This window comes from Exiguobacterium sp. s127 (assembly GCF_018618695.1).
GTDB lineage: Bacteria > Bacillota > Bacilli > Exiguobacteriales > Exiguobacteriaceae > Exiguobacterium_A > Exiguobacterium_A oxidotolerans.
On the sequence record NZ_JACSMO010000004.1, the window covers coordinates 156,877 to 181,639 of the forward strand.

24 protein-coding genes and 2 riboswitches are annotated in these 24,763 nt (G+C 46.6%); of the genes, 9 read left to right on the plus strand and 15 right to left on the minus strand.

All coding sequences use genetic code 11. The features are described from left to right. Positions 1 to 32 precede the first annotated feature (32 nt). The 5 genes from KNP98_RS07435 to KNP98_RS07455 all read right to left on the minus strand — a co-directional run bounded on the left by KNP98_RS07435 (position 33) and on the right by KNP98_RS07455 (position 5,285). Positions 33 to 980, minus strand: a complete 948-nt coding sequence (locus tag KNP98_RS07435) for an ATP-grasp domain-containing protein (RefSeq protein WP_214811023.1) — start codon at positions 978 to 980, stop codon at positions 33 to 35. After that, positions 977 to 2,035, minus strand: a complete 1,059-nt coding sequence (locus KNP98_RS07440) for an LLM class flavin-dependent oxidoreductase (protein ID WP_214770232.1) — start codon at positions 2,033 to 2,035, stop codon at positions 977 to 979. The genes KNP98_RS07435 and KNP98_RS07440 overlap by 4 nt, the downstream gene beginning before the upstream one ends. A gap of 72 nt (positions 2,036 to 2,107) precedes the next feature. Beyond that, a riboswitch (SAM riboswitch) is annotated at positions 2,108 to 2,212 on the minus strand. A 190-nt stretch (positions 2,213 to 2,402) separates the two neighbouring features. Continuing rightward, entirely contained in the window at positions 2,403 to 3,077 is a 675-nt protein-coding gene (locus tag KNP98_RS07445; RefSeq protein WP_088838233.1) for a DUF975 family protein, read from the minus strand. A 67-nt stretch (positions 3,078 to 3,144) separates the two neighbouring features. Further along, positions 3,145 to 4,413, minus strand: a complete 1,269-nt coding sequence (locus tag KNP98_RS07450) for a DUF2325 domain-containing protein (protein ID WP_214811024.1) — start codon at positions 4,411 to 4,413, stop codon at positions 3,145 to 3,147. A 92-nt stretch (positions 4,414 to 4,505) separates the two neighbouring features. After that, positions 4,506 to 5,285, minus strand: coding sequence for a DUF817 domain-containing protein (locus KNP98_RS07455; protein WP_214811026.1), 780 nt, complete (start codon positions 5,283 to 5,285; stop codon positions 4,506 to 4,508). A 158-nt stretch (positions 5,286 to 5,443) separates the two neighbouring features. Here KNP98_RS07455 and KNP98_RS07460 point away from each other — a divergent pair, with 158 nt between their 5' ends. From KNP98_RS07460 to KNP98_RS07480, 5 genes are all read left to right on the plus strand, one after another. Continuing rightward, positions 5,444 to 6,112 (plus strand): YczE/YyaS/YitT family protein, encoded by a 669-nt coding sequence (locus KNP98_RS07460; protein WP_088838236.1) that lies wholly within the window; start codon positions 5,444 to 5,446, stop codon positions 6,110 to 6,112. A gap of 156 nt (positions 6,113 to 6,268) precedes the next feature. Further along, positions 6,269 to 6,718 (plus strand): MarR family winged helix-turn-helix transcriptional regulator, encoded by a 450-nt coding sequence (locus KNP98_RS07465; protein ID WP_239456778.1) that lies wholly within the window; start codon positions 6,269 to 6,271, stop codon positions 6,716 to 6,718. A 17-nt stretch (positions 6,719 to 6,735) separates the two neighbouring features. Continuing rightward, a complete protein-coding gene (locus KNP98_RS07470; protein ID WP_088838238.1) occupies positions 6,736 to 7,371 on the plus strand; it encodes a nitroreductase family protein in 636 nt (211 codons plus the stop codon). 53 nt (positions 7,372 to 7,424) lie between these two features. Next, positions 7,425 to 8,060, plus strand: coding sequence for a nitroreductase family protein (locus KNP98_RS07475; RefSeq protein ID WP_029332098.1), 636 nt, complete (start codon positions 7,425 to 7,427; stop codon positions 8,058 to 8,060). A 556-nt stretch (positions 8,061 to 8,616) separates the two neighbouring features. Continuing rightward, positions 8,617 to 9,939 (plus strand): NAD(P)/FAD-dependent oxidoreductase, encoded by a 1,323-nt coding sequence (locus KNP98_RS07480; RefSeq protein ID WP_214811028.1) that lies wholly within the window; start codon positions 8,617 to 8,619, stop codon positions 9,937 to 9,939. A 34-nt stretch (positions 9,940 to 9,973) separates the two neighbouring features. Here KNP98_RS07480 and KNP98_RS07485 read toward each other — a convergent pair whose 3' ends face one another. The 5 genes from KNP98_RS07485 to KNP98_RS07505 all read right to left on the minus strand — a co-directional run bounded on the left by KNP98_RS07485 (position 9,974) and on the right by KNP98_RS07505 (position 15,118). Then, positions 9,974 to 11,419: a DEAD/DEAH box helicase gene (locus tag KNP98_RS07485; protein WP_214766300.1), complete on the minus strand. Its 1,446-nt coding sequence runs from the start codon at positions 11,417 to 11,419 to the stop codon at positions 9,974 to 9,976. A 123-nt stretch (positions 11,420 to 11,542) separates the two neighbouring features. Continuing rightward, entirely contained in the window at positions 11,543 to 12,616 is a 1,074-nt protein-coding gene (gene rlmN / locus KNP98_RS07490; RefSeq protein WP_088838241.1) for a dual-specificity RNA methyltransferase RlmN, read from the minus strand. A 145-nt stretch (positions 12,617 to 12,761) separates the two neighbouring features. Further along, on the minus strand, positions 12,762 to 13,565 hold the full coding sequence (locus KNP98_RS07495) for an ABC transporter permease subunit (protein ID WP_214811029.1): 804 nt from the start codon (positions 13,563 to 13,565) through the stop codon (positions 12,762 to 12,764). Continuing rightward, entirely contained in the window at positions 13,562 to 14,443 is an 882-nt protein-coding gene (locus tag KNP98_RS07500) for an ABC transporter ATP-binding protein (protein ID WP_214802345.1), read from the minus strand. Before KNP98_RS07500 ends, KNP98_RS07495 begins: the two co-directional genes overlap by 4 nt. A 42-nt stretch (positions 14,444 to 14,485) precedes the next feature. Next, a complete protein-coding gene (locus tag KNP98_RS07505; protein ID WP_214766294.1) occupies positions 14,486 to 15,118 on the minus strand; it encodes a methyltransferase in 633 nt (210 codons plus the stop codon). 84 nt (positions 15,119 to 15,202) lie between these two features. On the opposite strand from KNP98_RS07505, the gene KNP98_RS07510 reads away from it, so the two are divergent. Next, positions 15,203 to 15,532 carry a heme oxygenase gene (locus tag KNP98_RS07510; protein WP_029332105.1) on the plus strand — a complete coding sequence of 110 codons (330 nt, stop codon included), beginning with the start codon at positions 15,203 to 15,205 and terminating at the stop codon, positions 15,530 to 15,532. 161 nt (positions 15,533 to 15,693) lie between these two features. Further along, entirely contained in the window at positions 15,694 to 16,440 is a 747-nt protein-coding gene (locus KNP98_RS07515; RefSeq protein WP_088838245.1) for a uracil-DNA glycosylase family protein, read from the plus strand. A 54-nt stretch (positions 16,441 to 16,494) separates the two neighbouring features. Here KNP98_RS07515 and KNP98_RS07520 read toward each other — a convergent pair whose 3' ends face one another. From KNP98_RS07520 to KNP98_RS07540, 5 genes are all read right to left on the minus strand, one after another. Continuing rightward, on the minus strand, positions 16,495 to 17,223 hold the full coding sequence (locus KNP98_RS07520) for a GntR family transcriptional regulator (protein ID WP_088838246.1): 729 nt from the start codon (positions 17,221 to 17,223) through the stop codon (positions 16,495 to 16,497). Between the two features lie 82 nt (positions 17,224 to 17,305). Continuing rightward, complete coding sequence (locus KNP98_RS07525; RefSeq protein ID WP_088838247.1) at positions 17,306 to 18,727, minus strand: glycoside hydrolase family 1 protein; 1,422 nt, start codon at positions 18,725 to 18,727, stop codon at positions 17,306 to 17,308. Positions 18,728 to 18,757: 30 nt separating this feature from the next. Then, on the minus strand, positions 18,758 to 20,095 hold the full coding sequence (celB, locus tag KNP98_RS07530; RefSeq protein ID WP_214811030.1) for a PTS cellobiose transporter subunit IIC: 1,338 nt from the start codon (positions 20,093 to 20,095) through the stop codon (positions 18,758 to 18,760). A gap of 14 nt (positions 20,096 to 20,109) precedes the next feature. After that, on the minus strand, positions 20,110 to 20,439 hold the full coding sequence (locus tag KNP98_RS07535; RefSeq protein WP_214811032.1) for a PTS sugar transporter subunit IIA: 330 nt from the start codon (positions 20,437 to 20,439) through the stop codon (positions 20,110 to 20,112). A 4-nt stretch (positions 20,440 to 20,443) separates the two neighbouring features. After that, a complete protein-coding gene (locus tag KNP98_RS07540) occupies positions 20,444 to 20,740 on the minus strand; it encodes a PTS sugar transporter subunit IIB (protein ID WP_088838250.1) in 297 nt (98 codons plus the stop codon). Between the two features lie 150 nt (positions 20,741 to 20,890). On the opposite strand from KNP98_RS07540, the gene manA reads away from it, so the two are divergent. Continuing rightward, a complete protein-coding gene (manA, locus tag KNP98_RS07545) occupies positions 20,891 to 22,699 on the plus strand; it encodes a mannose-6-phosphate isomerase, class I (RefSeq protein WP_214766292.1) in 1,809 nt (602 codons plus the stop codon). 109 nt (positions 22,700 to 22,808) lie between these two features. Next, a riboswitch (Lysine riboswitch) is annotated at positions 22,809 to 22,984 on the plus strand. Between the two features lie 104 nt (positions 22,985 to 23,088). Then, positions 23,089 to 24,672, plus strand: coding sequence for a Na+/H+ antiporter NhaC family protein (locus tag KNP98_RS07550; protein WP_088838252.1), 1,584 nt, complete (start codon positions 23,089 to 23,091; stop codon positions 24,670 to 24,672). Positions 24,673 to 24,763: the final 91 nt, after the last annotated feature.

The window sequence follows — 24,763 nt, forward strand, 5'->3', positions numbered from 1 at the left end:
GTATTTTTCTTACTTCAAGTGGTTTTTGATGTTCACTTCACGGTTTGACGTTCTAACGCATGACCAAGGAATGTTGCGAGTTCCAGCATCCCGAACTTCCCAGCTGCCGCTTCAGCGTCCGAATTGTAATTCGTATTCGTATTGACGTCGTACGTATAAATCGTCCCGTCTGCATCCTTGATGAACTCAATCCCGGCGACCGCGATTTTATTTTCTTGCAGGAACGCTTCATACTGGGCGATGATCGGGTCATCGAACCCGTCGACAATTTGGAATTTCATCGGTGTCTCTGCCGCCTCTTCTCCGACCGGGCAGAACAAATCATCGATGACACAAACATCCGCGGGGCAGAGCTCGAATCCTTCCGACGTATCGACACGGACCGCATAGACGAACTTACCACCGACGAATTCACAACGCGTAATGTAGGGTTCAGGTGCTTGAATGTACTCTTGAATCAACGTGATGCCGTCGACCGGCTCATCGAATGTCGGTCCGTCAAGATACGTCTCGAGTGCTTCAATCGAGTGGAACAATTGAACGCCGAGTCCTTTACCGGCACGATTGTGTTTCGTGATGAACGACGATACTCCGATGTTTTGAGCGGCTTGGACGATTTGATCACGTCCGACGGCTGCCGTCGTTTTCGGAACACGGATACCTGCTTTTCGTAAGGCGGTGTATTGGTTGACCTTACTGACCTCGAGTCGTAACGCACGGGTTCCGTTGAAAACGGTCCGGTCATGTTCTTCGAGCCAAGCGAGGAACCCTTCCGTCAATTCTGGTGCATAGCGGTGCCCGCGCGTATGGGACGAGGCACTCATCCGGCTGTAAAAAACGCCTTCCGGTGGTGTTTCATCGAGTGGGACGACCCCTTCGTTGAGGTGCCACTGTTCATACGGTAAGTTGAGTTCCTCGAGTCGCTTGATTAAATGATCCGTCCATTCCTGATTTTCGTGTAAGATATGAATTTTCGTCATTTTAGTTGACCTACCTTTCGTTTCGCTTCGACGCGTGGCATGACCTCGCGGGCAAAGCGTTCCATTTCTTCGAGTTGCGGAGAAAATTGAAGCAAGAGCAATGTCACGCCGACTGCTTCAAATTCAAGAATCCGTTCTGCGATTTGATCCGGCGTCCCAATCAAGTTCGGACGCAGTCCCCGGTTTGAGACCGAATAGTCATTTCGTTTGACCTGTTGTTCGAGTTGCGATTTACTGACGAAGTCGTCATACCCGGCATATCCGGCACCGTCTTCTTTAACGTTCGTAATCCGGTGCCATTCTTCGAGCGCCGCTTCTTCCGTCTCGCGACAGATGATGTAGGCCGCCAGTCCGAAACTCGCAAGCGGCTGCTTCCCGGTCGCCGCGCGGCGGGTTTTCATATCCGTAATTTTCGTCGCGACTTCATCGACCGTTCCTCCATGCATGACATAGGCATCACAGTGATTGACGATCGTCTGTTTCCCCGTCTCACTCTCACCACCAGCGTAGAGCTTGATTCCGGGACGCTGAACGGGTTTCGGGTGAAGCTCTGCCCGTTCCAGCTGATAGTACGCCCCATCAAAACTATAGGGTGATGCGTCCGCCCATAATCCTTTCATGACCGTCACGAATTCTTCCGTCCGGGCATATCGTTCGTCATGGGCTGTAAAAATCCCATTGTATTGACGGGCTTCTTCCTCCCACCAGGCCGAGACGACGTTGAGCGTAAAACGTCCGTTACTCAACTGATCGAGGTTCGCCGCCATTTTTGCTGTCGTCGCCGGATTATGAAAACCGGGCCGGACGGCTGTCATGATTTCCAACCGTTCCGTTGTCGCCGCAATCGCCGCTGCCGTCGTCCACGCCTCAAGACTCGGTTCGGCTATTCCTTTAATGTCGTTTAAGTTCAATTCTGCAATCAATGTCGTAGAAAAGCCAATCCGTTCTGCCGTCTGTGCGACTTGTTTCGCATAATCGAATGTCGCTGGCATTTGTTCCTCCTCGACGTTTCGTAACCAACCCCCGAAGATTGGTAACCAAAATCCGTATTCCATCCCCTGTGCCCCCTTTTTGCATAAAAAATCGCTCTTTTCGTTTAGAAAAGAGCGACGAATATCTACTGTCGGCTCTTATCTTCAAAGGAATAAATTCCTCTTGGAAGTAGCACCTTCCGCTCATGCGGGGTTGCTGAAGTGTCGTCGGGCCAGTCCCTCGACTTCTCGTGATAAGAATAATTGAAATTAGCGTACATCTTTTAGCAGAGTAAAGCAACCTTTAAACCTTCTTTTCCTATCGGAATTAAAAAACATTTGGAAAATCACTCTGTTTCTTGATACTTCTTTGTCTAGAAGCTAAAAACAGGAATTGCACATCGGTTTAAGATGGCAATCCCTGCTTTGTATGGTGCTGTTCAAAATCAATTCATTCTGGTGATACGAACGGTGAGTCATTGTGATTTGCATCCATCATGGCTGTCCGGTGACCAGTCGTCGAAACTTCTTCCCCACGCACGCGATCGTAGAACTTCGCGATTGTGACGCTGAAGTACGGGCCAATCCAGAGGAAACCGATTCCGATCGTAACAATTCCGAGCAAGAACCAACCGATGAACGAAAGGACGAGGAAAAACGCCTCTTTTTTGTGTCCATCCATCATTTGGCGTGAACGTGTAATGGCATCAAGGATGCCAATCGATGGTTCGTCCCGAATGATGTAATACGTCAACATGTAAGAGAATGACTTAATGATTCCTGGAATGATGAAAAGTAAGAACCATAGCCCTAAGAAAAAGGTTTGGACGATTGACACTCCAATGGCTTTCAAGAACATTTTGTACGGCTCAAACAAATCGGCGACTTTCGTCTGCTCGTCTCGGGCGACAGATAGGGCGAGCCATGACCATCCCATTGCAACCGGTAAGGTCAACACCGTCAAGAGCATACCAATCAAGTCGATAAATTGGAAATCCTCTTCGGGTGAGGACGCAAATCCGTTCGGAACGCCTTGAATGATTAAGAACAACAACATCATTAATGCCATGAAGCCCCATCGTCCCTGCAACGACTCGCGCGCTGCTAATTTTAATTGTTTTGACATCGAAAGATCCTCCTCAAAAATAAGTGCTACCTTTCTTTACGGTTTATTTTTGAGGAGGTTTCACTTTTTAACGCTCGTCTTTTAGTAAACGTTGGACCATTGCTTTTTCAAGTTGTTGCTGGCACGCCGTATACAAAGAGCGTCGTCCATCGAGTCGTTCAATCGCAAACGGAATATCGTGCTTTTTTGCTTGCACGAGGACATGTGCCGCTGCTGCGTGGGAGACGCGACTTTTGATGACGACAATCGCATCTGTCTTTTTCGCGAGACAGGCAATTTTTTTCGCAGCTTGGGCATCACCGCCAAGATGGATTAATTCGACTCCCGTCTCCGCAAAGAAGTCGCGGTAGACGGCGCGCTGTTGCTCATTACCGACGATGACGAGACGCATGCCGTCGTAGGAAGCAAAATCGAGTGCCGTTTTATCGACGAATTCGATTGGTTGACCTGGTAATGTCGTCGTATCGAGACGTTCGAGTTGCTGGACTTTCTTTTCCCGGAGGCGCCGCTCTTTTTTGACTTTCTTCGCCTTCGGTTTCCGTTGCATCATCTTGTCGTAGCGTCCTGTTTTCGCCTGTTTGTTTGCAGGTGACGCAGTGGCGGACTCGGGCGAACCACTCGATACGTCGCGTGCCGGTAATTCCGTCATGGTCGGTACTTCGTAATGAAATGCGTGTTTCCAGACAATCGTCAATGTCTCCGGATGACCTTTCCACATGACGAGGTCGACGAGTTGACCTGCTTTCAGTTGGAAGAACCGCATGTCTTCGAGTGGTGTCGTGTAATAGAACGGTTTTCCCGTCTCATCTTGCAGTGGACCGTCAATCGTTGCTTCGATGATGCCATGGTTCTTGACGATACACTTTTCAAAAACGATTCGCTCTGCAAGTGGTTTTACTTGATCCGTCGCGACGACGGCTAAGATTTCAAGCGACGTCCGGCGCTCATCTTGATGTAGGACTTGGACACGGACTTCCATCCCATGCTCCAGGTTCCAGTCACGGATTTCTGTTTCTGAGACATGACTGTTTGGCCATTCCCGTAACGAGCCGCCCTTTAATTGCCGTTCGAACGTATAGGAATACCGTTGTTCGACAATCCGTTCAACTTCTTCCTTCCGTTCCTGGATCATTTTGATCGGGAGGCTAGATGGTGTTTCCGGACGTTCTACTAGTTTCGTCGTTGTTTGACGTGGCGCGTAGTACTGCGACAGCTGGACCCATTCATCGATTCCGTTGATTTCTTCAAGTAACAAACCCCAGTCGTCTGCTGTCTCGACGATGTTCAGTTTGCTTGTAACTAACTCCTTCGCTCGTTCGATTACGTGATGCATCATGTTAAAAACCCCTTTGCTATTTTTTCCAACTATAGCAAGGTCATGATGCTTCACCCGCGCAAAAAAACAACCTGGTATTTTTTTGTTATGGGTTACGATTTAACTTCGACTGCGGAGTCGCCACTTCGGTATTTTTCGACGACGACAATCAAGACGGTAATGATGACGAGTAAGAACCAAGACGATAATTTGCCAAAATCGACAAGTGCCCACCCCTCTTGCTGATGCGGATAGACCCAGCCCTTAAAAAAGGTGACGATGTTTTCCGCCAGCCAAATGAACCAGGCAATTAGTAAAAATGATAAGACAAGCGGGAGACGGTAAACCGTATCCTCTAGTCGGAAGTAGACCCACGATTTAAAGAAGACGACGATGACGAGTCCCATCAAGAACCACCGTAAATCGAGCATCCAGTGGTGCGTAAAAAAGTTTAAGTAAATCAAACTCCCGACAGCAAGTGCGAGGGTCGGACGTGGAAAGGACGTAAACCGAAGATCAAGTCGCCGAAACGCCTGACAGATGTAACTCGCGACACTGGCATACATGAAGCCCGCATAGAGCGGAACACCCAGCACCTTCGAAAATGCGTCTTCCGGATAACTCCATGAACCGACATGGACTTTAAACAGCTCAAGTCCTAACCCGATGACGTGAAAAATAAGAATCAGCTTGAACTCTTCTTTCGTCTCATAACGGGTCACGAGTAAAGCGACTTGGACGAACAGACACCACAGTAACAGGATGTCATAACGGGCAATCGGTTCACTCGGCAAATAACGTGACAAGGCGAGTGCAGCAAAGATGGCTACTGGAAAGATACAACAGAGCGCTTCAAGATATGTAAAACGGATGAGATGGCGGATCAATCGCATCGACGTCCCTCCTCTTCTTTCTTTAAGTATACGAGACGTTCGCCGTACCTCCCTCCTTCTCAAGTTGGACATTCGACAATTTGTTGCTTCTGCTTTAGTCCACGAACGTGATACAGTTAACGAATACGTATCTTATTGAATCGAGGTGACACGCAACGATGTTCAAACGTTTCCATACGTCCTGGTTGCTGCGCGCAACGTTGAAGTGGTTCTTATTTTTAAGCGGTCTCTTTTTACTCGCCGTCGGTTCCTCCATCATGATCACCGCTAACCTCGGTGTCTCGACTTGGGATGTCCTGCATCTCGGTCTTCAAAACAAAACACCTTTGTCAGTCGGGACGGTCATTCTTCTCGTCGGTCTGCTGCTCGTCCTCGTCAAATACTTACTCGACCGGATTCGACCGCAAGTCGGGACACTCGTCAATGCAATTTTCGTCGGTGTCTTCATGAACCTCGTACTTGGTTCTCATTTGCTTCCGTCGTTTTCAGCTGTCTGGCTAAACGCTGTATGGCTCATCTTCGGTATTTTCATCATCGGCATGGGGGCAGGACTTTACGTCGCCGTCGGATACGGCGCCGGTCCACGTGACGGATTGACCTTGACGTTAGCGGATCGTTTCGGAACCTCAATCCGGATGATGCGGACAATCATGGAGATAACGGCATGTGGTCTCGGTTGGTTACTCGGTGGCCCCGTCTTTTTCGGGACCATCCTCTCGATCTTTTTGATTGGACCGTTTCTTCAATTTTGGTTAGTCTATTTCCGGCGGATGATTGCCGCAATCGATGCTGGGGTCGTTCGACCGAACGAACAAAAAATCAGCTGAGCCGCCTGACTCGATATCGTTTCGAAAGAAATGGTATCTTTTTTTCGTGGATGAAGCAGATTAGTTGCACCTAGAAAAAATACACGTTATATTCGTTTACATATCAATCTTTGATACGTCAAAGGTTTCTTGGAACGAAGGGAAGGATGTGATGATTTGAGTATTTCTTGTACGGAAAAAGGACGCCTCATTTATGCGCTCGTCTCGGTCAATAAGACGATTGCGCAAAAATTTGATTTATGTACAGATGGCTTCAGTCAGACTCGGATGGACTTACTAGCCCAACTCGAGGTCGGAAAGACGATTAGTCAAAAAGAATTGCAGCAACGCGTCAATGTCGACAACGCTGCTGTGACGCGACATTTAAAACATCTCGAAACGAACGGAATGATTCAACGTGTCCGTTCTGAGAGCGATAACCGTGTCATCCTCGTCTCATTAACTGCAGAGGGTGCCACGCGTATCACACAATTGCGCCAGCAAAAAGATGACTTCTTGGAAAGTCTGTTAACCGGCTTTACTGAAGAAGAACAAGATCAACTCGCACAAATGATTCAGCGCATTGAAGATAACGCGTTAACATTACCTAAAACTACTGCACGATAAAAAAGGAGAGCTTACTCATGACAACACAAACATCTACTGACTTTATGGAAATCGTAAAAGGCCGTCGTTCAATCCGCAACTACGACACGGACGTAAAAATCTCAAAAGAAGAAATGACACAAATTCTTGAAGAAGCAACACTCGCACCGTCTTCAGTCAACATGCAACCATGGCGTTTCCTCGTCATCGACAGCGAAGAAGGAAAAGCGACGCTCGCTCCACTCGCGAAGTTCAACCAAGTCCAAGTCGAGACATCATCTGCTGTCATCGCTGTCTTCGGTGACATGAACGCCATCGATCAACTCGAAAACATTTACGATACGGCCGTCGCACAAGGACTTATGCCGCAAGAAGTCCGCGATCGTCAAGTTCCGGCAATCAAAGGTATGTATGAAAACGTTCCTGCTAGTGCACTTAAAGACAGCATCTTGATCGACTCAGGTCTTGCTTCCATGCAATTGATGCTCGTCGCTCGCGCACACGGTTACGATACGAACCCGATCGGTGGATACGAAAAAGATCAAATCGCTGAAGCTTTCGGCATGGATAAAGATCGTTATGTACCAGTCATGCTCCTTTCAATCGGGAAAGCTGTTGATGCAGGATACCCATCAGTCCGTCTTCCAATCAACGATATCGCAGACTGGAAATAAGTTCGATTCGCTTCATCAAAAAATAGAGAACACAACAAGGGAGATTGAATACTATGACAACTCAAACAACTACTGACTTTATGGAAATCGTAAAAGGCCGTCGCTCAATCCGCAACTACGACACGGACGTAAAAATCTCAAAAGAAGAAATGACACAAATTCTTGAAGAAGCAACACTCGCACCGTCTTCCGTCAACATGCAACCATGGCGTTTCCTCGTCATCGACAGCGAAGAAGGAAAAGCGACACTCGCTCCACTCGCGAAGTTCAACCAAGTCCAAGTCGAGACATCATCTGCTGTCATCGCTGTGTTCGGCGACATGAATGCGGTTGATAGCATCGATACAATCTACGACATGGCTGTTGAAAAAGGGCTTATGCCGCAAGAAGTCCGCGATCGCCAAGTACCAGCAATTAAAGGATTCTACAGCCCAGAAGATACAGACACACTTCGTGACAGCATCTTGATCGACTCCGGTCTTGTTTCCATGCAATTGATGCTCGTCGCTCGTGCGCACGGTTACGATACGAACCCAATCGGTGGGTACGAAAAAGATCAAATCGCTGAAGCTTTCGGCATGGATAAAGATCGTTACCTCCCTGTCATGCTCCTTTCAATCGGGAAAGCCGTTGACGCAGGATATCCATCAGTCCGTCTTCCAATCAACGACATCACAGATTGGAAATAAGCAATCCGCACGACGAAGAGAGCACCTCGTTTTAACGGGGTGCTCCGACTGTAGACAAAGTTCTATCGGGAGATAAAAGCGTCTTTTTTCGTTGCTTTCCTCGGGCGAGGCGGAAGCCGTTGCTCCTTGATCCTCACGGACAATGAGCAGGGTCTTGCCTGCCTCTGAACGTGCGTTAAAAACGCACTTTTCCCCGTAGGAGTCCACAGAAAAATGACGCTTTTTAGGTAACGTCGTGACGCAAAGCCGGGATGGCAGACGGTTTAGAACGCAATCCGTCTCGAATCGCTTAGAACCGCGAAAAGCAATCGGTCGCGACCCTGCAGCTTTGCTGTAGCGGCGCGGAAGATTGCCGCTTTGAAGACGAGGCGTGACAGGGAAGCGCAAACGGATTGCCTCTCGATATAACATGTTCACGCTTCATAAGCGTTTGTCTACACGCTGAGCACCTCGTTTTACGGGGTGCTTTTTTTGCTATATTCCTGTCCCTACTCTGCATTAAAGTTCAATTCGGCTCAATCCTTTTGTATACTGAACGAAAAAGGAGCGGATGCAGGTGTATGACGTAACGATCATCGGCGCAGGTGTCGCCGGAATTTTTCTGGCACACGAACTCGTACAGGACGGACAATCCGTCTTAGTGATTGACGCCGGAAAACCGTTAGCCGAAAGAACCGTGACAGACGCTTACCTCGGCTTTGGCGGACTCGGTAAATCAGAAGGAAAATACAATTATTCAACAGAGTTCGGGGGCGAACTGGAACAAAAGTTAGGTCCGGAAGCGACACTTCGCTTAATGCAACAAGTCGATGCTGTCCTGTGTCAGTACGGAGCACTGGAGGTCCCTTTGTATTCCACTCATAATGCGTCATTTGCGGCGCGTGCTGAAGACGCTGGTTTACATACAATCGAGACGTCCGTCCGTCATCTCGGAACTTCACTTACGAAACAGGTGCTCGCCCGACTGGAGGACATGTTGATGCAGACGGTCACGTTCCGCTTTTCGACGCAAGTCGAACAGATACAGAAACAAGCGGATACTACATTCACACTCAAAACAGCGTCAGAGACGTTCTCGAGCCGACGAGTCGTGCTTGCGACCGGACGTTCCGGAACGGACTGGATGCGCCAGCAGCTAAAGCAGCTCGGTCTGGTGCAAACGAAAACACGACTCGACCTCGGGATTCGGATTGAAATGGATGAAGCGCCTTTTCGGACTGTATTACAGGACACGTTCGAAACGAAACTGGCATACGCATCTGACGCTGGAACGGCCGTCACCTACTGCATGAATCCGACCGGTCGGATCATCCGCAAATATCAAGAAGGTCTCGTCATGCCGGACGGACAAAATTTCCGCGAACAGACGACGGGGACGGCAAATTTAAACTTCACGTTGTTTTTACCACGCTATTTCGATACGTTGACCGCAGCGAATCAATTTGCGACTTCAGTCATCGGACAAATCAACCAGGGGTCGGACCGGATTGTCGTCCAACGTCTCGGTGACTTGCTTGCCGGTGTAGCTTCTACAGCAACCGGAATCGCTCACAATCAAGTCGTCCCGACGCTCGAAGCAACACCAGGAAACCTGCTCGACGAGGTCCCGGACACAGATCTCACCGTGTTACTCGGATTTTTCGAGCGGCTCGAACGTTTGCTCGAAACTCCGCTCTCCCCTGATACATTGCTTTACGGAATGGACGGGAAGTTTTACGCTCCGGTCCTCGCGACCTCCCGTGACTTCGAAACAGACATCACGGGACTGTATGCAATCGGGGATTGTTCTGGCGCGACCCATTCGCTTTCGCAAGCAGCGGCGAGCGGTCTCCACCTCGGACAAGTCTTACAGCAAAAAACAGCCGTTTCGGGAGAGTAAAGCTCTCTCAAAACGGCTGTTTTTCATTCAGTTCTTATTTTTTAAACGCTTCATATACTTTCAGTTGTTTCCCTTTGACCTTCGTCGTCTTCATCGCGCGTAAGACGAGTGGTCCTTTACCGTTCAGAATCTCGACATACGTTACCGTATCTTGAATCGTGATGATCCCGATATCCTGAGCAGTCATCCCTTCGATTTTCGCAATCGTTCCGACAAAATCAACGGCCCGAAGTTTCTTTTTCTTCCCGCCATTGAAATAGAGCTTCATGATGTCAGCGTTCAGTTGTTGTGTTTTTGATGTGCGGACATCCGTCGTCGTGATTTTCTCTTCGAACGCATCTGCCGTCCGAATCAATTCACGTTCCGTCGGTGCTTGACGTTTTTCGATTGCTTCGCCACGGTACTGTTCGACTTCACGAAGACGGCGCATATCCGCTTCCGTCACGAGGCTGATTGCTTTCCCCATTGCGCCGGCACGCCCTGTCCGACCCGTACGGTGCACATAACTTTCTTTTTCGACCGGCATGTCGTACTGGATGACGTGGGTGATGTTTTCGATGTCAATTCCACGTGCTGCGACGTCTGTCGCGACCAAGTAACGGAATTCGCCTGCACGGAATGCCTTCATGACCGCAAGGCGCTCGTCCTGCTCCATTCCGCCGTGAATTTTCTCGACCGGATACTCCATTGCCGTCAGTCCTTGGGCGACGAAATCGACATGTTCCTTCGTCCGGCAGAAAATCATACAACGGTCCGGATTTTCGACGACCGTGACGTCTTTCAGGATTGCAAATTTCGTCTTATCGGTTACAGAAATATAACTGTGATCGATTTGAGCGATTTCGGTTGCATTTGTCGTGATTTCGACCTCTTTCGGCGACTGCATGTAACGTTCGCTCAGCTTGTGAATGTCTTGCGGGAACGTCGCTGAGAACAACATCGTCGTCCGTTGTGTCGGCAGTTGTTTTAAAATCGTATCGACTTGCTCGAGGAAGCCCATGTTCAGCATCTCATCCGCTTCATCCAGGACAAGGTATTTGACCTTTTCAAGCGAAAGTGTCCCTCGCTCGAGGTGATCGAGCACACGACCTGGTGTTCCGACGACGATATGGGTCTTCTGTTTTAATTCCGTGACCTGACCACGGAACGGCTGTTTCCCGAAAACGGCTGTCGCTTTAATCCGCTTGTAACGCCCGATGTTCATCACGTCTTCCGTGACTTGCAGCGCCAGTTCACGTGTCGGTGTCAAAATTAGCGCTTGTGGTTTATTTTCTTCCCACTCGACGAGTTCACAGAGTGGAATGCCGAACGATGCCGTTTTCCCGCTTCCTGTGCGTGATTTGACGATGATATCTTTTTCAGACAAGGCGACCGGAATGACGGCTTGTTGGACATCCGTCGGAGTATGGTAACCAAGTTGTTCAATCGCTTTTAAAATTGGTGAACTGAGTTGAAAATCAGTGAATGGTTTTTTTGGCATGTGAATCCCTCATTTATTATATAGTTTCGAATTGACCGTACATCTCATGACCTCTCATTATGCGCTACTTTCCGCAGGACGTCAAAAGAGCTTCCCGTCAGAGTGACAGGAAGCTCCACTTGCTTATTTTGCTGCGACTTTATCTTTTTTGATTTGTTTACTACGTAACTGTCCACATGCTGCATCGATGTCTGTCCCGTGCTCGAGACGAACACCACAGTTGAGACCGTTCTTTTTCAACGTATCGTAGAATGTCGAGATATCTTCTGACGTACTCCGTTGATATTGACCATGCTCATCAACCGGGTTGTACGGAATCAAGTTGACATACGTCAAGTGACGTTTGTCTTCGAATAATTTCGCAAGTTCGATTGCTTGTGCTTTTTGGTCATTGACTCCACGAAGTAAGATGTACTCAATCGTAATTTTACGATTCGTCGTCTTCACGTAATAATCGATGGCAGGCATCAATTTTTCGAGTGGAATCGCACGGTTGATTTTCATGATTTGTGTGCGCAACTCGTTGTTTGGTGCGTGCAATGAAATCGCCAAGTTCACTTGAAGTTTTAAATCTGCGAATTTGTAGATTTTATCAGCAAGACCACTTGTCGAAACAGTGATGTGACGTGCACCGATCGCAAGACCGTTGTGATCTTTGATGACGTTCAAGAAGTCGACCATGTTGTCGAAGTTATCAAACGGCTCACCGATACCCATGACGACGACGTGGCTGACACGTTCTTCTTTACCGACAGCATCGAGGTGATGTTGGACGTTCATGATTTGTTCGACGATTTCACCAGCTGACAAATCGCGGCTCTTCTTAATCAATCCACTCGCGCAGAAGCTGCAGCCGATGTTACAACCGACTTGTGTCGTCACACAGACAGAGAGTCCGTATTTGTGACGCATGAGGACTGTTTCAATCAAACTGCCGTCATACAACTTGAAGAGGAACTTGATTGTTCCGTCCGCTGATTCTTGTTTAACTGATTCTGTCATCGAGCCAATCGCAAAACTCTGATCTAACAACTCAAGGCAATCCTTGTTGACATTCGTCATTTCAGCGAAAGTAGTGACACGTTTACGATAAAGCCAATCCCAAACCTGCTTCGCACGGAACGGCTTGTGACCTTGATGCGATAACCAGTCTGTCATCTGCTCAATTGTTAATCCATAAATGGATGGTTTATTCATTAGTGAGACCTCATTTCTTTTTCCAGAACTATAACATTCCTTTATCTTAGTAAAAATCGGGCACTTACGCAACGTTCAAATCCTAAATGTTCACTTTCTGTAGATTTCGAAAGGCTGTTTCGCTTTGTTTTGTCAAAAAAATGCCTCAAATCGATAAATTCCGTTTTCGAAAACTGATAAAAGCAAAACTACTGAACATCAGACAGATTAGCACAAGTAGAAGGATGTGCAACAGTAAATGTTCTGTCCCCGCCAGCAATCGTCCCGTATCAAACAAACTGAAGATCGATCCATAACGCACCCAGTCCGTTTTTTCACTTAAGCCCGCTCCAATCGTCAAGACAATCGAGAAGACGAGGACACCGGCAGCGACGGAAAAGGCACGACGCTCATCGTCAAAGAGTGTCGCGATAAACAACGTGAAACCAGCAACCGCATACAGCAAAAACAAGGCATTGACTTGCAGTCGCAATAAAGTCATACCATCAATCGAGATACCAGACATCGTCCAGTCCGCCATCAGTAAAACGAGCCCATTCAATAGAATGAGACAGGTACTCGCAATCAGCATGACGATGAGCGCTGCTGCCGTATATTGAATCCGCGTGATCGGGGATGCTAGATATAAAATCAATTCGCCATTGTCGATCGGACGGGCAAGTAACCGTGCCGCGAGGGACAACATATAAAACGTCGCAATGACTTGAAAAATCAAGCCGTAATAATTGCCGGCTAAGAGATCGAGCAGATTATTGAACGTCACCTTGTCATATTGGAATGCCTGTAACAATTCTTTTGGGAGAGCTTCGAGTTTTGCCTCGAGCAGACCGGTCTTCATCATCGATGGATACAAGGCGGCGAGCAACAATAAGTACAAACTGGTACCAAGTGAATAGGCAACGATCGGTTTGACGTTCTGCTTGAGTAAAGACCAGACGACCACGCTCATGATTCGTCACCCTCCCCGTAATAGTGCAAAAAGACATGCTCCAAATCATCAGCCGCCGTCTGAATCGAACGAATATCGTATGCAGTCAGAAGACGGAGAACTTGATTCAGTGTCAATTGGTCACTTGTCAAAAAGGAGACACGTTGTTGTTTTTGCGTCGCCCCGACTTGAATCGCAAATTGTTCCGCCTGTGCAGCAAGACCGAATTCGACCGTATACTGTTTCCGGCTCGACCGGATCAGTTCATGGATATCGGATTCAACGATGATTCGTCCGTCTTTTATCAACGCTGCCCGGTCGCACGACTTCTCCATCTCCGGGAAGTGGTGCGAACTCATCAAGATTGCTTTTCCGAGGCGACGTTCTTCCTCTAACCACGTCAGAAATCGTTCCTGCATCAGCGGATCAAGTCCGCTCGTCGGCTCATCAAGGAGATAGACCGGTGCGTCCTTCATGAAACATCCGACGAGTGCGAGTTTTTGTTTTGTACCTTTAGACATCTTCCGCACCTTCGTTTTCGGATCGAACGGAAAGCGCTCAAGTAAATCCGCTTGACGCTTCCGGTCCCCACCATGCAATTGTTGCATCAACTGTAAGATGTGGTCTCCCGTAAAGTCTCCCGGCAAACTGATTTCTCCCGGCAGATAACCGACGAGTCGTTTCACTTCTTTTGTTTCAACCCAGCAATCAAATCCACCAATCGTCGCATGACCGGAGTCAGCAGCAATCAAGCCCATCAATTGACGAAGTGCCGTTGATTTCCCTGCCCCATTCGGACCAATGAAACCAAAGACCATTCCCGGCTCGACAGAAAAACTGACATCGAATATTCCTTTACCCGACGCGAACGCTTTCGTGACATGTTCGAGATGAATCACTTCAACCGCCTCATTTCTTTTTTAAGAAATGGCTACAGTTAGTTATACCCGTTCTGTCATCGTGTCGGACGTAGCGAATCGATAAATCACAAACCGTTCATCATGATTTTTTTCGAATAAATCGCGTAACCGGACTTCCTCGATTTGTTCGAACGCCGTCTGGTTCTCTAAAAAATACCGGTATTCATCTGCCGGATAATAAAGAATCAAATCGATGGTCCGTGGCGCCTGCTCGACCGACTGTAAGATGTGGTTGACGACCTTGATAAAAATTTGAACGGAAAAAGGGTTAAAAAAATAAAATTTTGTCGCTTCTACCGGAATCGGATAACTTTCTGCATAGACATGTTCAAATTGAAGACTCCCGCGCCGTTTTTTAACTTTTTTTAAGTAATTCATCTGATTCGTCAGTGCATCCTCATAAAACTGACCGTTCATCTCGATTCCGATGACGGAACAGTCAAACCGATCGTGGAGATAAAAGTTCAAGCGTCCCTTCCCGCACCCAAAATCAATCACCGTATCCTCAGGATGAAACGGATAGACCGCGCATAGCTCATCCAGGGCTGCATATGGGGTCGGTTCATAACGGTTATAGTGACTGAAGGCATTGTAGAGGTGCTGGACATCAATCGTTTTAATGTGGAGCCGCGTTTCATATTCTTGTTCATTCATAGTTCAATTTCCTTCTTTCAAGCATTGTTTTCTCCATCGTACTATACTAAAGAGGTACGTAATTCGATAAAAGGGGATGTTTTTATGATCGTCGTAACGAACCGGATTAAAGTCAAAAAAGGGATGGCTGCTGCACTAGCACCTCGCTTCACACGCCCGAGTGGTCTCGACTCGATGGACGGATTCATTCGTGTCGAAGTTCTCTTAACGCAAAATATCGAAGAACATGACGAAATGAACGTCAACATGTACTGGGAAGACATGAAGCACTTCGAAGCATGGCGGAACAGTGATGACTTCAAGGAATCGCATAAGCGTCCTGCGCAGCAAGAAGGCGAGGCACAGGAGTCACCGATGCTCGGCAGTGAAATCATCACCTATGAAGTCGCTTCCGTAAAAGAAAGTACACGTTAATCGACACGACTTAAATCCCCGAATCCTTAAATCGATTCGGGGATTTAATTTTTCAAACGTTATTTTGCAATTAACCTCGCACAATATTTAACAAGGGTTAAATTGTATATCGTTCCATTTATTGTTATTATATGTCCAATACTAGAGAGAGAGGACATATTATGATTGATTCCTTAACGATTTTTGAACAAGTCATTCGAGATTTGCCTGTCGACCGGTCGTTGACACGAGAAGATATTTGTACAGAAGATTTTTTATTGCAAACAGAACATGAGTTATCGGTCTATTATTCCCCAATCGGTGACTACATCAATCCTTTCGCAAAAGTCATTATCGTCGGAATTACGCCAGGACTTGAACAGATGCGAATCGCGTTCGAAGAGATGGCCGATGCCTTACACCATGGCGTTTCGTTAGAGGAAGCGGCAAAAATCGCCAATTATTCAGCTAGCTTTTCCGGTGTGATGCGTCGAAATCTCGTAACGATGCTGGACGAACTTGATTTTGCAACAATGCTGTCGATTCCGACGACCGCTACTTTATTTAATGAACACCAGGAATTACTCCATGCGACCTCCATCTTAAAACATCCTGTTTTCTATCGCGGGAAAAACTACAGTGGTCATCAACCGAAGATAGATCGTATCCCTTTACTCCGACACTATGCGTATGAACACTTCGCAGCAGAATTGAATCAATTAAACGAACCTGCCCTGATTATTCCGCTCGGCCGAATCGTTGAGGCGACGGTTCGGACCTTACTTCATCAAGGACGGATTCGAAAACATTTTCTTTTATCGGGTTTTCCTCATCCCTCTGGTGCCAATGGCCATCGTAAACGTCAATTCGAAGACAACCGTTCCTACCTCAACCAACAATTGATTCACTACTTCACGCGTTCGGATTAAATCAAAAAAAGAGTCCCTGTCGTACCAGCTTCGCGCTGAGACGTCAGGGACTTCTTATCGACCGATATGCACAGATGTGAACACGAATTTGTCATACCGGTGCCGCGAAAATGAATATTCAAATGGTTTTCCGTTCCCTAAAAAAACGACTTGTTCCACTTCGATGACAGGATCGGTTTCGAGATTTCCAAGATATTTTTGATCCCATTCATTCGGTTTATCTGCACGGATCATTTTGTGCGAGCTCGTAATCGTATAACCAAGTTCTTCTTGAATATAGCGGTAAATCGATTGATCGAGAATCGCCTTCGTTAAACCTGTAATCAAGGAGGAAGGCATAAATGTATGCTCAATCACGTAAGCCTCTCCTTCGACGTAGCGGACACGTCTAATTTCATAGACCGGATCCGTTTGCTCAATCATCAAATGTCGTGCGACTTCCTTCTCCGGAAAGCGCACCTCAAATTGAAGTACTTCGCTTTTAACAGCCCGTTCCCCAAGCAATTTGGTCAATCCTTGCGATTCTTTGTTCAGAACGTTAATACGTCCTTGTGAAAAATTCGATGGTAAAATAAACGTCCCTTGTCCCCGTTGTCGGTAAATAATTCCTTCTAAGACGAGAATCTCAAGTGCTCTCTTCATCGTCATCCGGCTGACTTCGAATTCTTCTGCTAAGTTGATTTCGTCCGGCATCGCCTGATCGACATCATATCCCCCATTTAGGATTCGTTTGCGAAGTTCATCAGCAATTTTCTCATATTTCGGTTGTTTCTTTATAGACATGACTTCACCCCATGTATAGACATATAAAAATAATATAACAAAAAAAGATGATCAGGACTAGACATCCTAATCATCTTTTCAGTTATTTCGTAAATCCTTGCTCTTCAATCAATTGTTTGAACCAATGGCCGCTTTTCTTGACCGTTCGTTTTTGGGTCGCGAGATCGAGTCCGACAAAACCGTAACGGTTTTTATAGGCATTGCTCCAAGACCAGTTATCCATGAACGTCCATAAGTGATAACCTTTGACGTTTGATCCTTCCTTCAGCGCACGATGCATCCATTGCAAGTGAGAGGCGATGAAATCGATGCGATAATCGTCCTGAACACTGCCGTCCTCGTCCCGGTAACGTTCCTCCCCTTCTACACCCATTCCATTTTCAGAAACAAAACACTTGATGTTCCCGTAATTCTCTCGCAGGTTCGTCAAAATATCGTAAATTCCCTTTTCGTAGATTTCCCAGCCACGATATGGATTCATTTTTCTTCCCGGCATCTCGTAATAATCGAACAGATGCTCCGGCATGAAAGGTGCATCTGGATGCGGAAGGTGCTCTTTTACTTTGATGCGTCGTGGTTGATAGTAATTAATTCCGAGTAAATCAACGGTATTTTTCGCGATGAGTTCCAGGTCACCTTGAACGACCTCGGGCAAAGCACCTTGTTGTTCCAATAAATCGACCAATTCGGCCGGGAACGTTCCGAGTACGGAAGGATCCAAGAAGGAACGATTGAACAATACGTCGGCTACTTGGGCCGCTTTCACATCCCCAGCATTTTGGCTTCGAGGATAAGATGGCGTTAAATTCAAGATGATGCCAATTTCACCCGTCTGCTCTGTTTCTTTATAGGCCTGTATTGCAAGTGCACTCGATAAAATCGAATGATAGGCCACTTGAACGGCACGCTTGAAATCAACAACGTTCGGGTAGTGGAAGTCGTATAAATAGCCACCTTCTACCGGGACGATTGGCTCATTATGCGTAAACCATTTACTGACACGATCTCCGAATAGTGAAAAGCACGTTTTAGCATATTCTGTATAGGCGGTGACGACGGCACGACTTTCCCAGCCACCGATGTTTTGCAGTGCAAGCGGCATATCAAAGTGATATAGATTTACGAACGGTTCGATGTCCGCTGCAATCAATTCGTCAATCACACGATTATAGAAATCAATGGCAATCGGATTCATTTCCCCCTGCCCCTCAGGAAAAAGACGTGACCAGGAAATCGAGATTCGAAACGAGTTGTGTCCGAGTTCTTTCATCAACGCAATATCTTCTTCATAACGATAATAAAAATCAGAGGCTACCGTTGCATTTACACCATCGAAAAAGCGATTCGGTTCTTGTTCGTACCAATGATCCCAAATGTTCGGTCCTTTTCCACCCTCAAATGCTGCACCTTCCGTTTGTGTCGCTGAAGCTGCTGTTCCCCACCAAAAATCTGCAGGGAACGTATACTTTTGTTCTTTTGCCGTCGTAACTTCCGTTTGATTCATCTCATCCACGTCCTATCTCTATTTTTGAATTCAACCTACATGTTGATTTTCATCTCCGGCAACATTCGCTTCTTCTCGTTCTTTTTTCATATTCAAGCGGTCAATGAAGACTAGGAATGGGAACCACACTGCCATGATAATGGCGAAGTTGACGAGTTGTAACAATCCGCCCGCCAGTGAATTCGTTGCCATCATGCCACTGATAAACATCGGCACCGTCCAAGGCACAGCAACTCCTGTTGGCGGCGGAACGATTCCTGTCGACATCGCAAAATAAGTAACGGTTACGGTAATCAACGGTGCAAAAATCCAGGGAATCATGATGAGGGGGTTCATGACGATTGGTAACCCGAAAATGATTGGTTCATTGACGTTAAAGATTCCGGGTCCGATCGATAACTTACCGATTTGCTTCAACTGTTTTGAGCGCATGAAAAGGAGGATTGCGACGACGACAGCCAGTGTCGAACCGGAACCACCAATTCCAACTGTATAAATTTCAATGAATTGTTTACTGATGATATTCGGGAGTTCTCCATTCGCCGTATAGGCGTTTAAGTTTTCAAGTGACAAAGTGTTCCAGATCGGATCCATGACCGAATTGACGATAACTTGACCATGCAGGCCGAAAAACCAAAACAATTGAACAAAAAAGATGGCGATTAATGTCGGAACCAAACCGTTCCCAAGATTCACGAGTGGTTTTTGAACTAAATTAAAGATTAAATCGTGGAGATTCGTGTCTAAAAGCGAGGTGATAGCGATGTTAATGCCAAGGAAAATGGAAAGTGTCAAAAGTGCAGGCACAAGAGCTGAAAATGACTTAGCCACAGCAGTCGGCACACCAGCCGGCATTTTAATCGTCCAGTTTTTTTGAACGACAAATCGATAAATTTCTCCTGCTAAGAACCCTGTCATCATTGCAAGGAACATGACTTTTGCACCGAGACGGTCAAGTGGAATGACATTTCCGACAGGATCAGCAACATTTTCGACTGCTACAAAGAAAGGTGTTAAAAGTAAAAAAGAAACAAGGGCGATTACACCACCAAAAACAGCTTCTACATCATAGCTTTTCGAAAGATAATATCCGATACCGAAGACGACGAATAGTGACATGATTCCCATCGTCGCCGAGGGGGCGTTTCCTAATGAAGTTTTAAAAGCATCCAATACTCCAGGCGACATAAATTTATCTAAGAATGGTAAATTCGCAATAACAACGATTAATGAACCGAACATCGTAATCGGAAAAGCGAGCATGAACGCGTCACGTAACGTCTGAAGATAGCGGCTATTGTTTAAATATGCCGCAATCGGCATCAGAAAACGACTCAACAAATCGAACCACTTACTATTACCAGCCATTTCAATCCCTCCTCTTATTTTTGAGAAAATTTATGTTCCATCATTTCAACTAATCCTGACGTCAAATCAAGCATCGTTTGTGTCGACATCAAATGATCTTCTGCATGCAAAAGCAGTAAAGACAATGTCGTCGGCTCACCGCTCGCTTCTTTTTGGACTTGACCGAAATGAATCTGGTGCGCTTCTTGCAACTGTTCTCGGGCATCTGTTAATAACCGCCCAAATGCCTCAAATGATTCTTCCTTGTACACTTCGATTGCTTCACGAATCGTACTTCGCGCATTTCCACTATGCAAAATCATCATGAATGCTACTTGTTCCATCGTCTGTTCATTTGTTTTCATTTCTTCACCCCATCAACTTAACGGCTTGTTCATAGGCCGCTTTTCCGTCGGCCATTCCGTACGCCATCATATCGATGACTTCGACTGGTTTATCTGTCGCTTGTTGAAATTTTGATAATAAAAAGCGCATTTGTGGACCAATCAATACAACATCTGCTCCATCCATTTCTTTTAAAGCTTGGTCTTGACCGACTGCCCAAATTGTCGCCTCTTCACCAAGTGATTGGGCATGTTCCTGCATCTTAGTGACGAGAATACTCGTCGACATTCCTGAACTACACGCCAACATGATTTTTTTCATTTCAACCATTCCTTCCGCGTTTTGGAATCGCTTACAACTTTGATTATACGGATTTTAACATCCATGTCTATACTTGATTTTTATTTTGTTTATTTTTATTTTTAAAAAGTGTAGTGTTGTAATCGAAAACAACTTGGAGGAGGAACAATCATGGAAGAACTGATTTGTTTTGAGCCGATTTTACAGGAGCGGATATGGGGTGGATGTAAGCTTGGTGCATATGGATTTGATACGTTAGGCAAACAAAACATCGGTGAAGCTTGGACCTTGGCTGATCACCAAAACGGGCAAACCAAGGTGAATGCCGGACGTTTTTCCGGTGATGCACTACGGGATTTATGGTCAAATCACCCTGAAATCTTTGGGATGGACACAACGGAAGCTTTTCCTTTACTCATTAAGTGGATTGACGCTGCGGATGATTTATCCGTTCAAGTCCATCCTGACGATCATGATGCCTGTCGCCTAGAAGGACAGCCTTACGGGAAAAATGAATGCTGGTATATCGTCGATTGTCCGGCAGACGCCACCATTATTTATGGGCATGACTTCAAAACAAAAGCTGATTTGTTGCGCGCTGTCCGTGAAGACGATTTAACTTCCGGCTTAATTGATTTGCCTGTTTCACCCGGCGATTTTTTTTACGTTCCAGCAGGTACTGTTCATGCTTTAACCGAAGGGTGTCTTGTCATCGAAATCCAGCAGAACTCTGATACCACGTACCGGTTGTACGATTACGATCGAATTGACCATTCGACCAACAAACCGCGTCAACTCCACCTTAAAGAAGCACTCGAAGTCATTCAATTTCCTCATTTCCAGTACGAGGAGCCTTATGTACCGACCTCTTTTTGTTCAAGACTACTGACAACCAACGCCTATTTTTTTGTCGAGGAATGGGCCATCCATGACATGATTACGATTGCACCACGAACTTCCTTCCAAGTCATCACTATCATCAGTGGCACGCTGATCATCAACCAATTGCGTTATACCGCCGGAGACACGGTTCTGATTCCGGCAAAAGTAACTTGTACCGTTTCTGGAAAGGGGAAACTTCTATTGACTGGTCCAAATCCAACACCGAAACAACGACTTCACATCGGAATTGATCTTGGTGGGACTCACACGCGTGTTGCCGCAATCAATCAGCACCATGTCGTAAAACAATATCGATTTTTGACAGAGGCGGCTGCTGGCCCGGACTATACAATTAAACATTTAAGACAAGCCATCCAAAAGCTACTTGAAGAATTTGAAGTCGAACGAATTGGTATCGCAGCGCCTGGTCCGCTTGATGCAGCAACGGGTCGGCTATTGTCACCTCCAAACCTGCCGGGTTGGGACGATGTAAATTTAGTTCGCCCGTTAGAAGAGTTCTTCAACATCCCGGTTTCCCTTGAAAATGATGCAAATGCCGCCGCGCTCGGCGAAGCATTGTTCGGGGCAGGACAAGACTATACATCCATCTATTACATGACAGTCAGTACAGGAATCGGTGGTGGATATGTCTATCAAAAGACGTTGATTCGAGGCGCACACGGATATGCTGGTGAAATCGGAAATACGATCATCGATGCTTCTGGACCGGAACATCACGTCTTGAACAAAGGCTCACTCGAAGGATTAGCAAGCGGTACGGCTCTTCAGACGCGGGCTGATTCATTAAATGAATCTTCTATTGCACAACTTCTTGGCAATACACAGGAAAGGCTTCGTTTCGTAAATCATTTAGCAACAGGCGTAGCGAACATCATTCACACACTTGATCCGGAAGCCGTCATCATCGGTGGCGGTGTTACGGCTTCCGCCGATTTATTTTGGGAAGAGCTCTTACAAGCCGTCAATGCCCGTCTCTACCCGACGTTACGTCAAAAAACAATCATTCGCTTAGCTGCATTGGAAGGAAATGCCGGTGTCATCGGTGCTGCCCATTTAAATCGGATGAACGCCGAATAACTTCATTGTTCCTTTTGAACAGACTTTACTACTTTTTTTAAAAACAGACTTGAAACTTTTTTCTGAAATATGATAAGGTTTTCTTATTAAAAGAATATGACTATTCTATCGATGAGGTAGAGGCGCGGTCTTAATGAGTATTTGATCTGAGGATGACAACGAGGACGATCAAGGAAAGGTAATGCTGCCGAAGTATCGTCAAGTGTCTGACTTGATGGTACTGGTCGAATTGGGAAATACCCGTTCGATTGCCATACGTGTTTTGTATGGAGCGCTCCAATTCGGCTAAGAAAGACGCATCCAGCAAGGGTGTCGGCTTTGTTGCCGGTGCCCTTGCTTTTTTATATGCAATGGGTCTCATCTTCTAAAAAAAGAGGAGGAACCACACAATGGTCAATTATTCAGATTCAATCGTTGCGCTCATTCCAGCTGTCATTGCAATCGCACTTGCAATCGTGACGCGCAAAGTCGTTATTTCACTTGGTGTCGGTATTTTGATTGGTGCTTTATTGCTGCATAGCTTTAATCCAATCGATACGGTCGTCTATCTCGGCAAAAACATCTTTAGTCTATTTTGGGCGGATGGGGCGTTAAATGAATGGAACGTCTTATTACTCATCTTCTTACTATTACTCGGTGTTCTATCGACGCTTATCCAAACATCGGGCGGTGCACATGCCTTCGGTGAATGGGCAACAACACACGTCAAGACAGCGCGCGGCGCTCGCCTCGCAGCATTTGGTTTAGGTATTTTAATCTTCATCGATGATTACTTCAACAGTCTTGCTGTCGGGAATGTCAGTCGTCCGTTAACGGACCGTCGTGGCGTCTCGCGTGCAAAACTTGCTTATATTATTGACTCGACGGCTGCTCCAGTCTGTGTCATCAGCCCGCTTTCAAGTTGGGGAGCGTTCATCATCTCAATCATCGCGGGTATCTTGACGACACATTCGATTACGGAGTATTCCGCATTCAGTGCTTTCATGATGATCGTGCCACTCAACTTCTATGCGATTTTCGCTCTATTGCTGACGCTTTACATCGCGTACACAGGGATTGCGGTCGGACCGATGCGGACGCATGAACTTCGTGCATTAAAAGGTGAACTTTTCGACGCAAGTAAAGGAACACCGATGGGGATGGCAGAGGAAGTCAAAGAACACGAAGGTGGAAAAGTACGTGACCTCGTCGTTCCGATTATCGTTCTCGTCATTGCAACGGTTTCCGCATTACTCTTTACCGGTGCTCAGGCACTCGCTGCTGACAATCGTGCATTTACGTTGATTGGTGCATTTGAAGCGACAGACGTAACACGTTCACTCGTTGCTGGTGTCGTCATCAGTTTAGTCGTTGCTTTCCTGATGTTGATTGGTCGGAAAATCCCGGCGCGCGAATACGGACACAGCATCTGGGCTGGGATGAAATCCATGTGGCCTGCTGTCGTCATCTTATTATTCGCTTGGACAATCATCGCTGTTATCGGTGACATGAAAACAGGTGAGTACTTAGCAAGCTTCGTCAGTAAGTCGATTTCTGCTTCGTACCTCCCCTTCTTATTGTTCTTGATTGCAAGCTTAATGGCATTCTCGACAGGTACAAGTTGGGGAACATTCGGTATCATGCTGCCGATCGGTGCTGACCTCATCATGGCGGTCGAACCGAATCTCTTACTTCCGACGCTCGCTGCCGTTCTTGCCGGATCCGTCTTCGGAGACCACTGTTCACCAATTTCCGATACGACGATTCTCAGTTCGACAGGTGCCGGTTCGCATCATATCGATCACGTCACGACACAACTTCCGTATGCGTTGGTTGGTGCAGCGACATCGGCAGTCGGCTACCTTGTGCTCGGTTTAACCGATTCATCAATCATCGGCTTCATCGGTGCACTTATCGCCTTCTTACTCGCACTCGTCGTCCTGAATGTCGTCTCGAAACGCGGCAAAGTACCAACTGAACTTCGCGCTGAATAATAAAAAAATAACGCTCAGCTTAGCCGAGACGAGAAAAAAAGAAGGGATTGCCATCTACCGTGATGTGCAATCCCTTTTTTAAGTTGTAGAC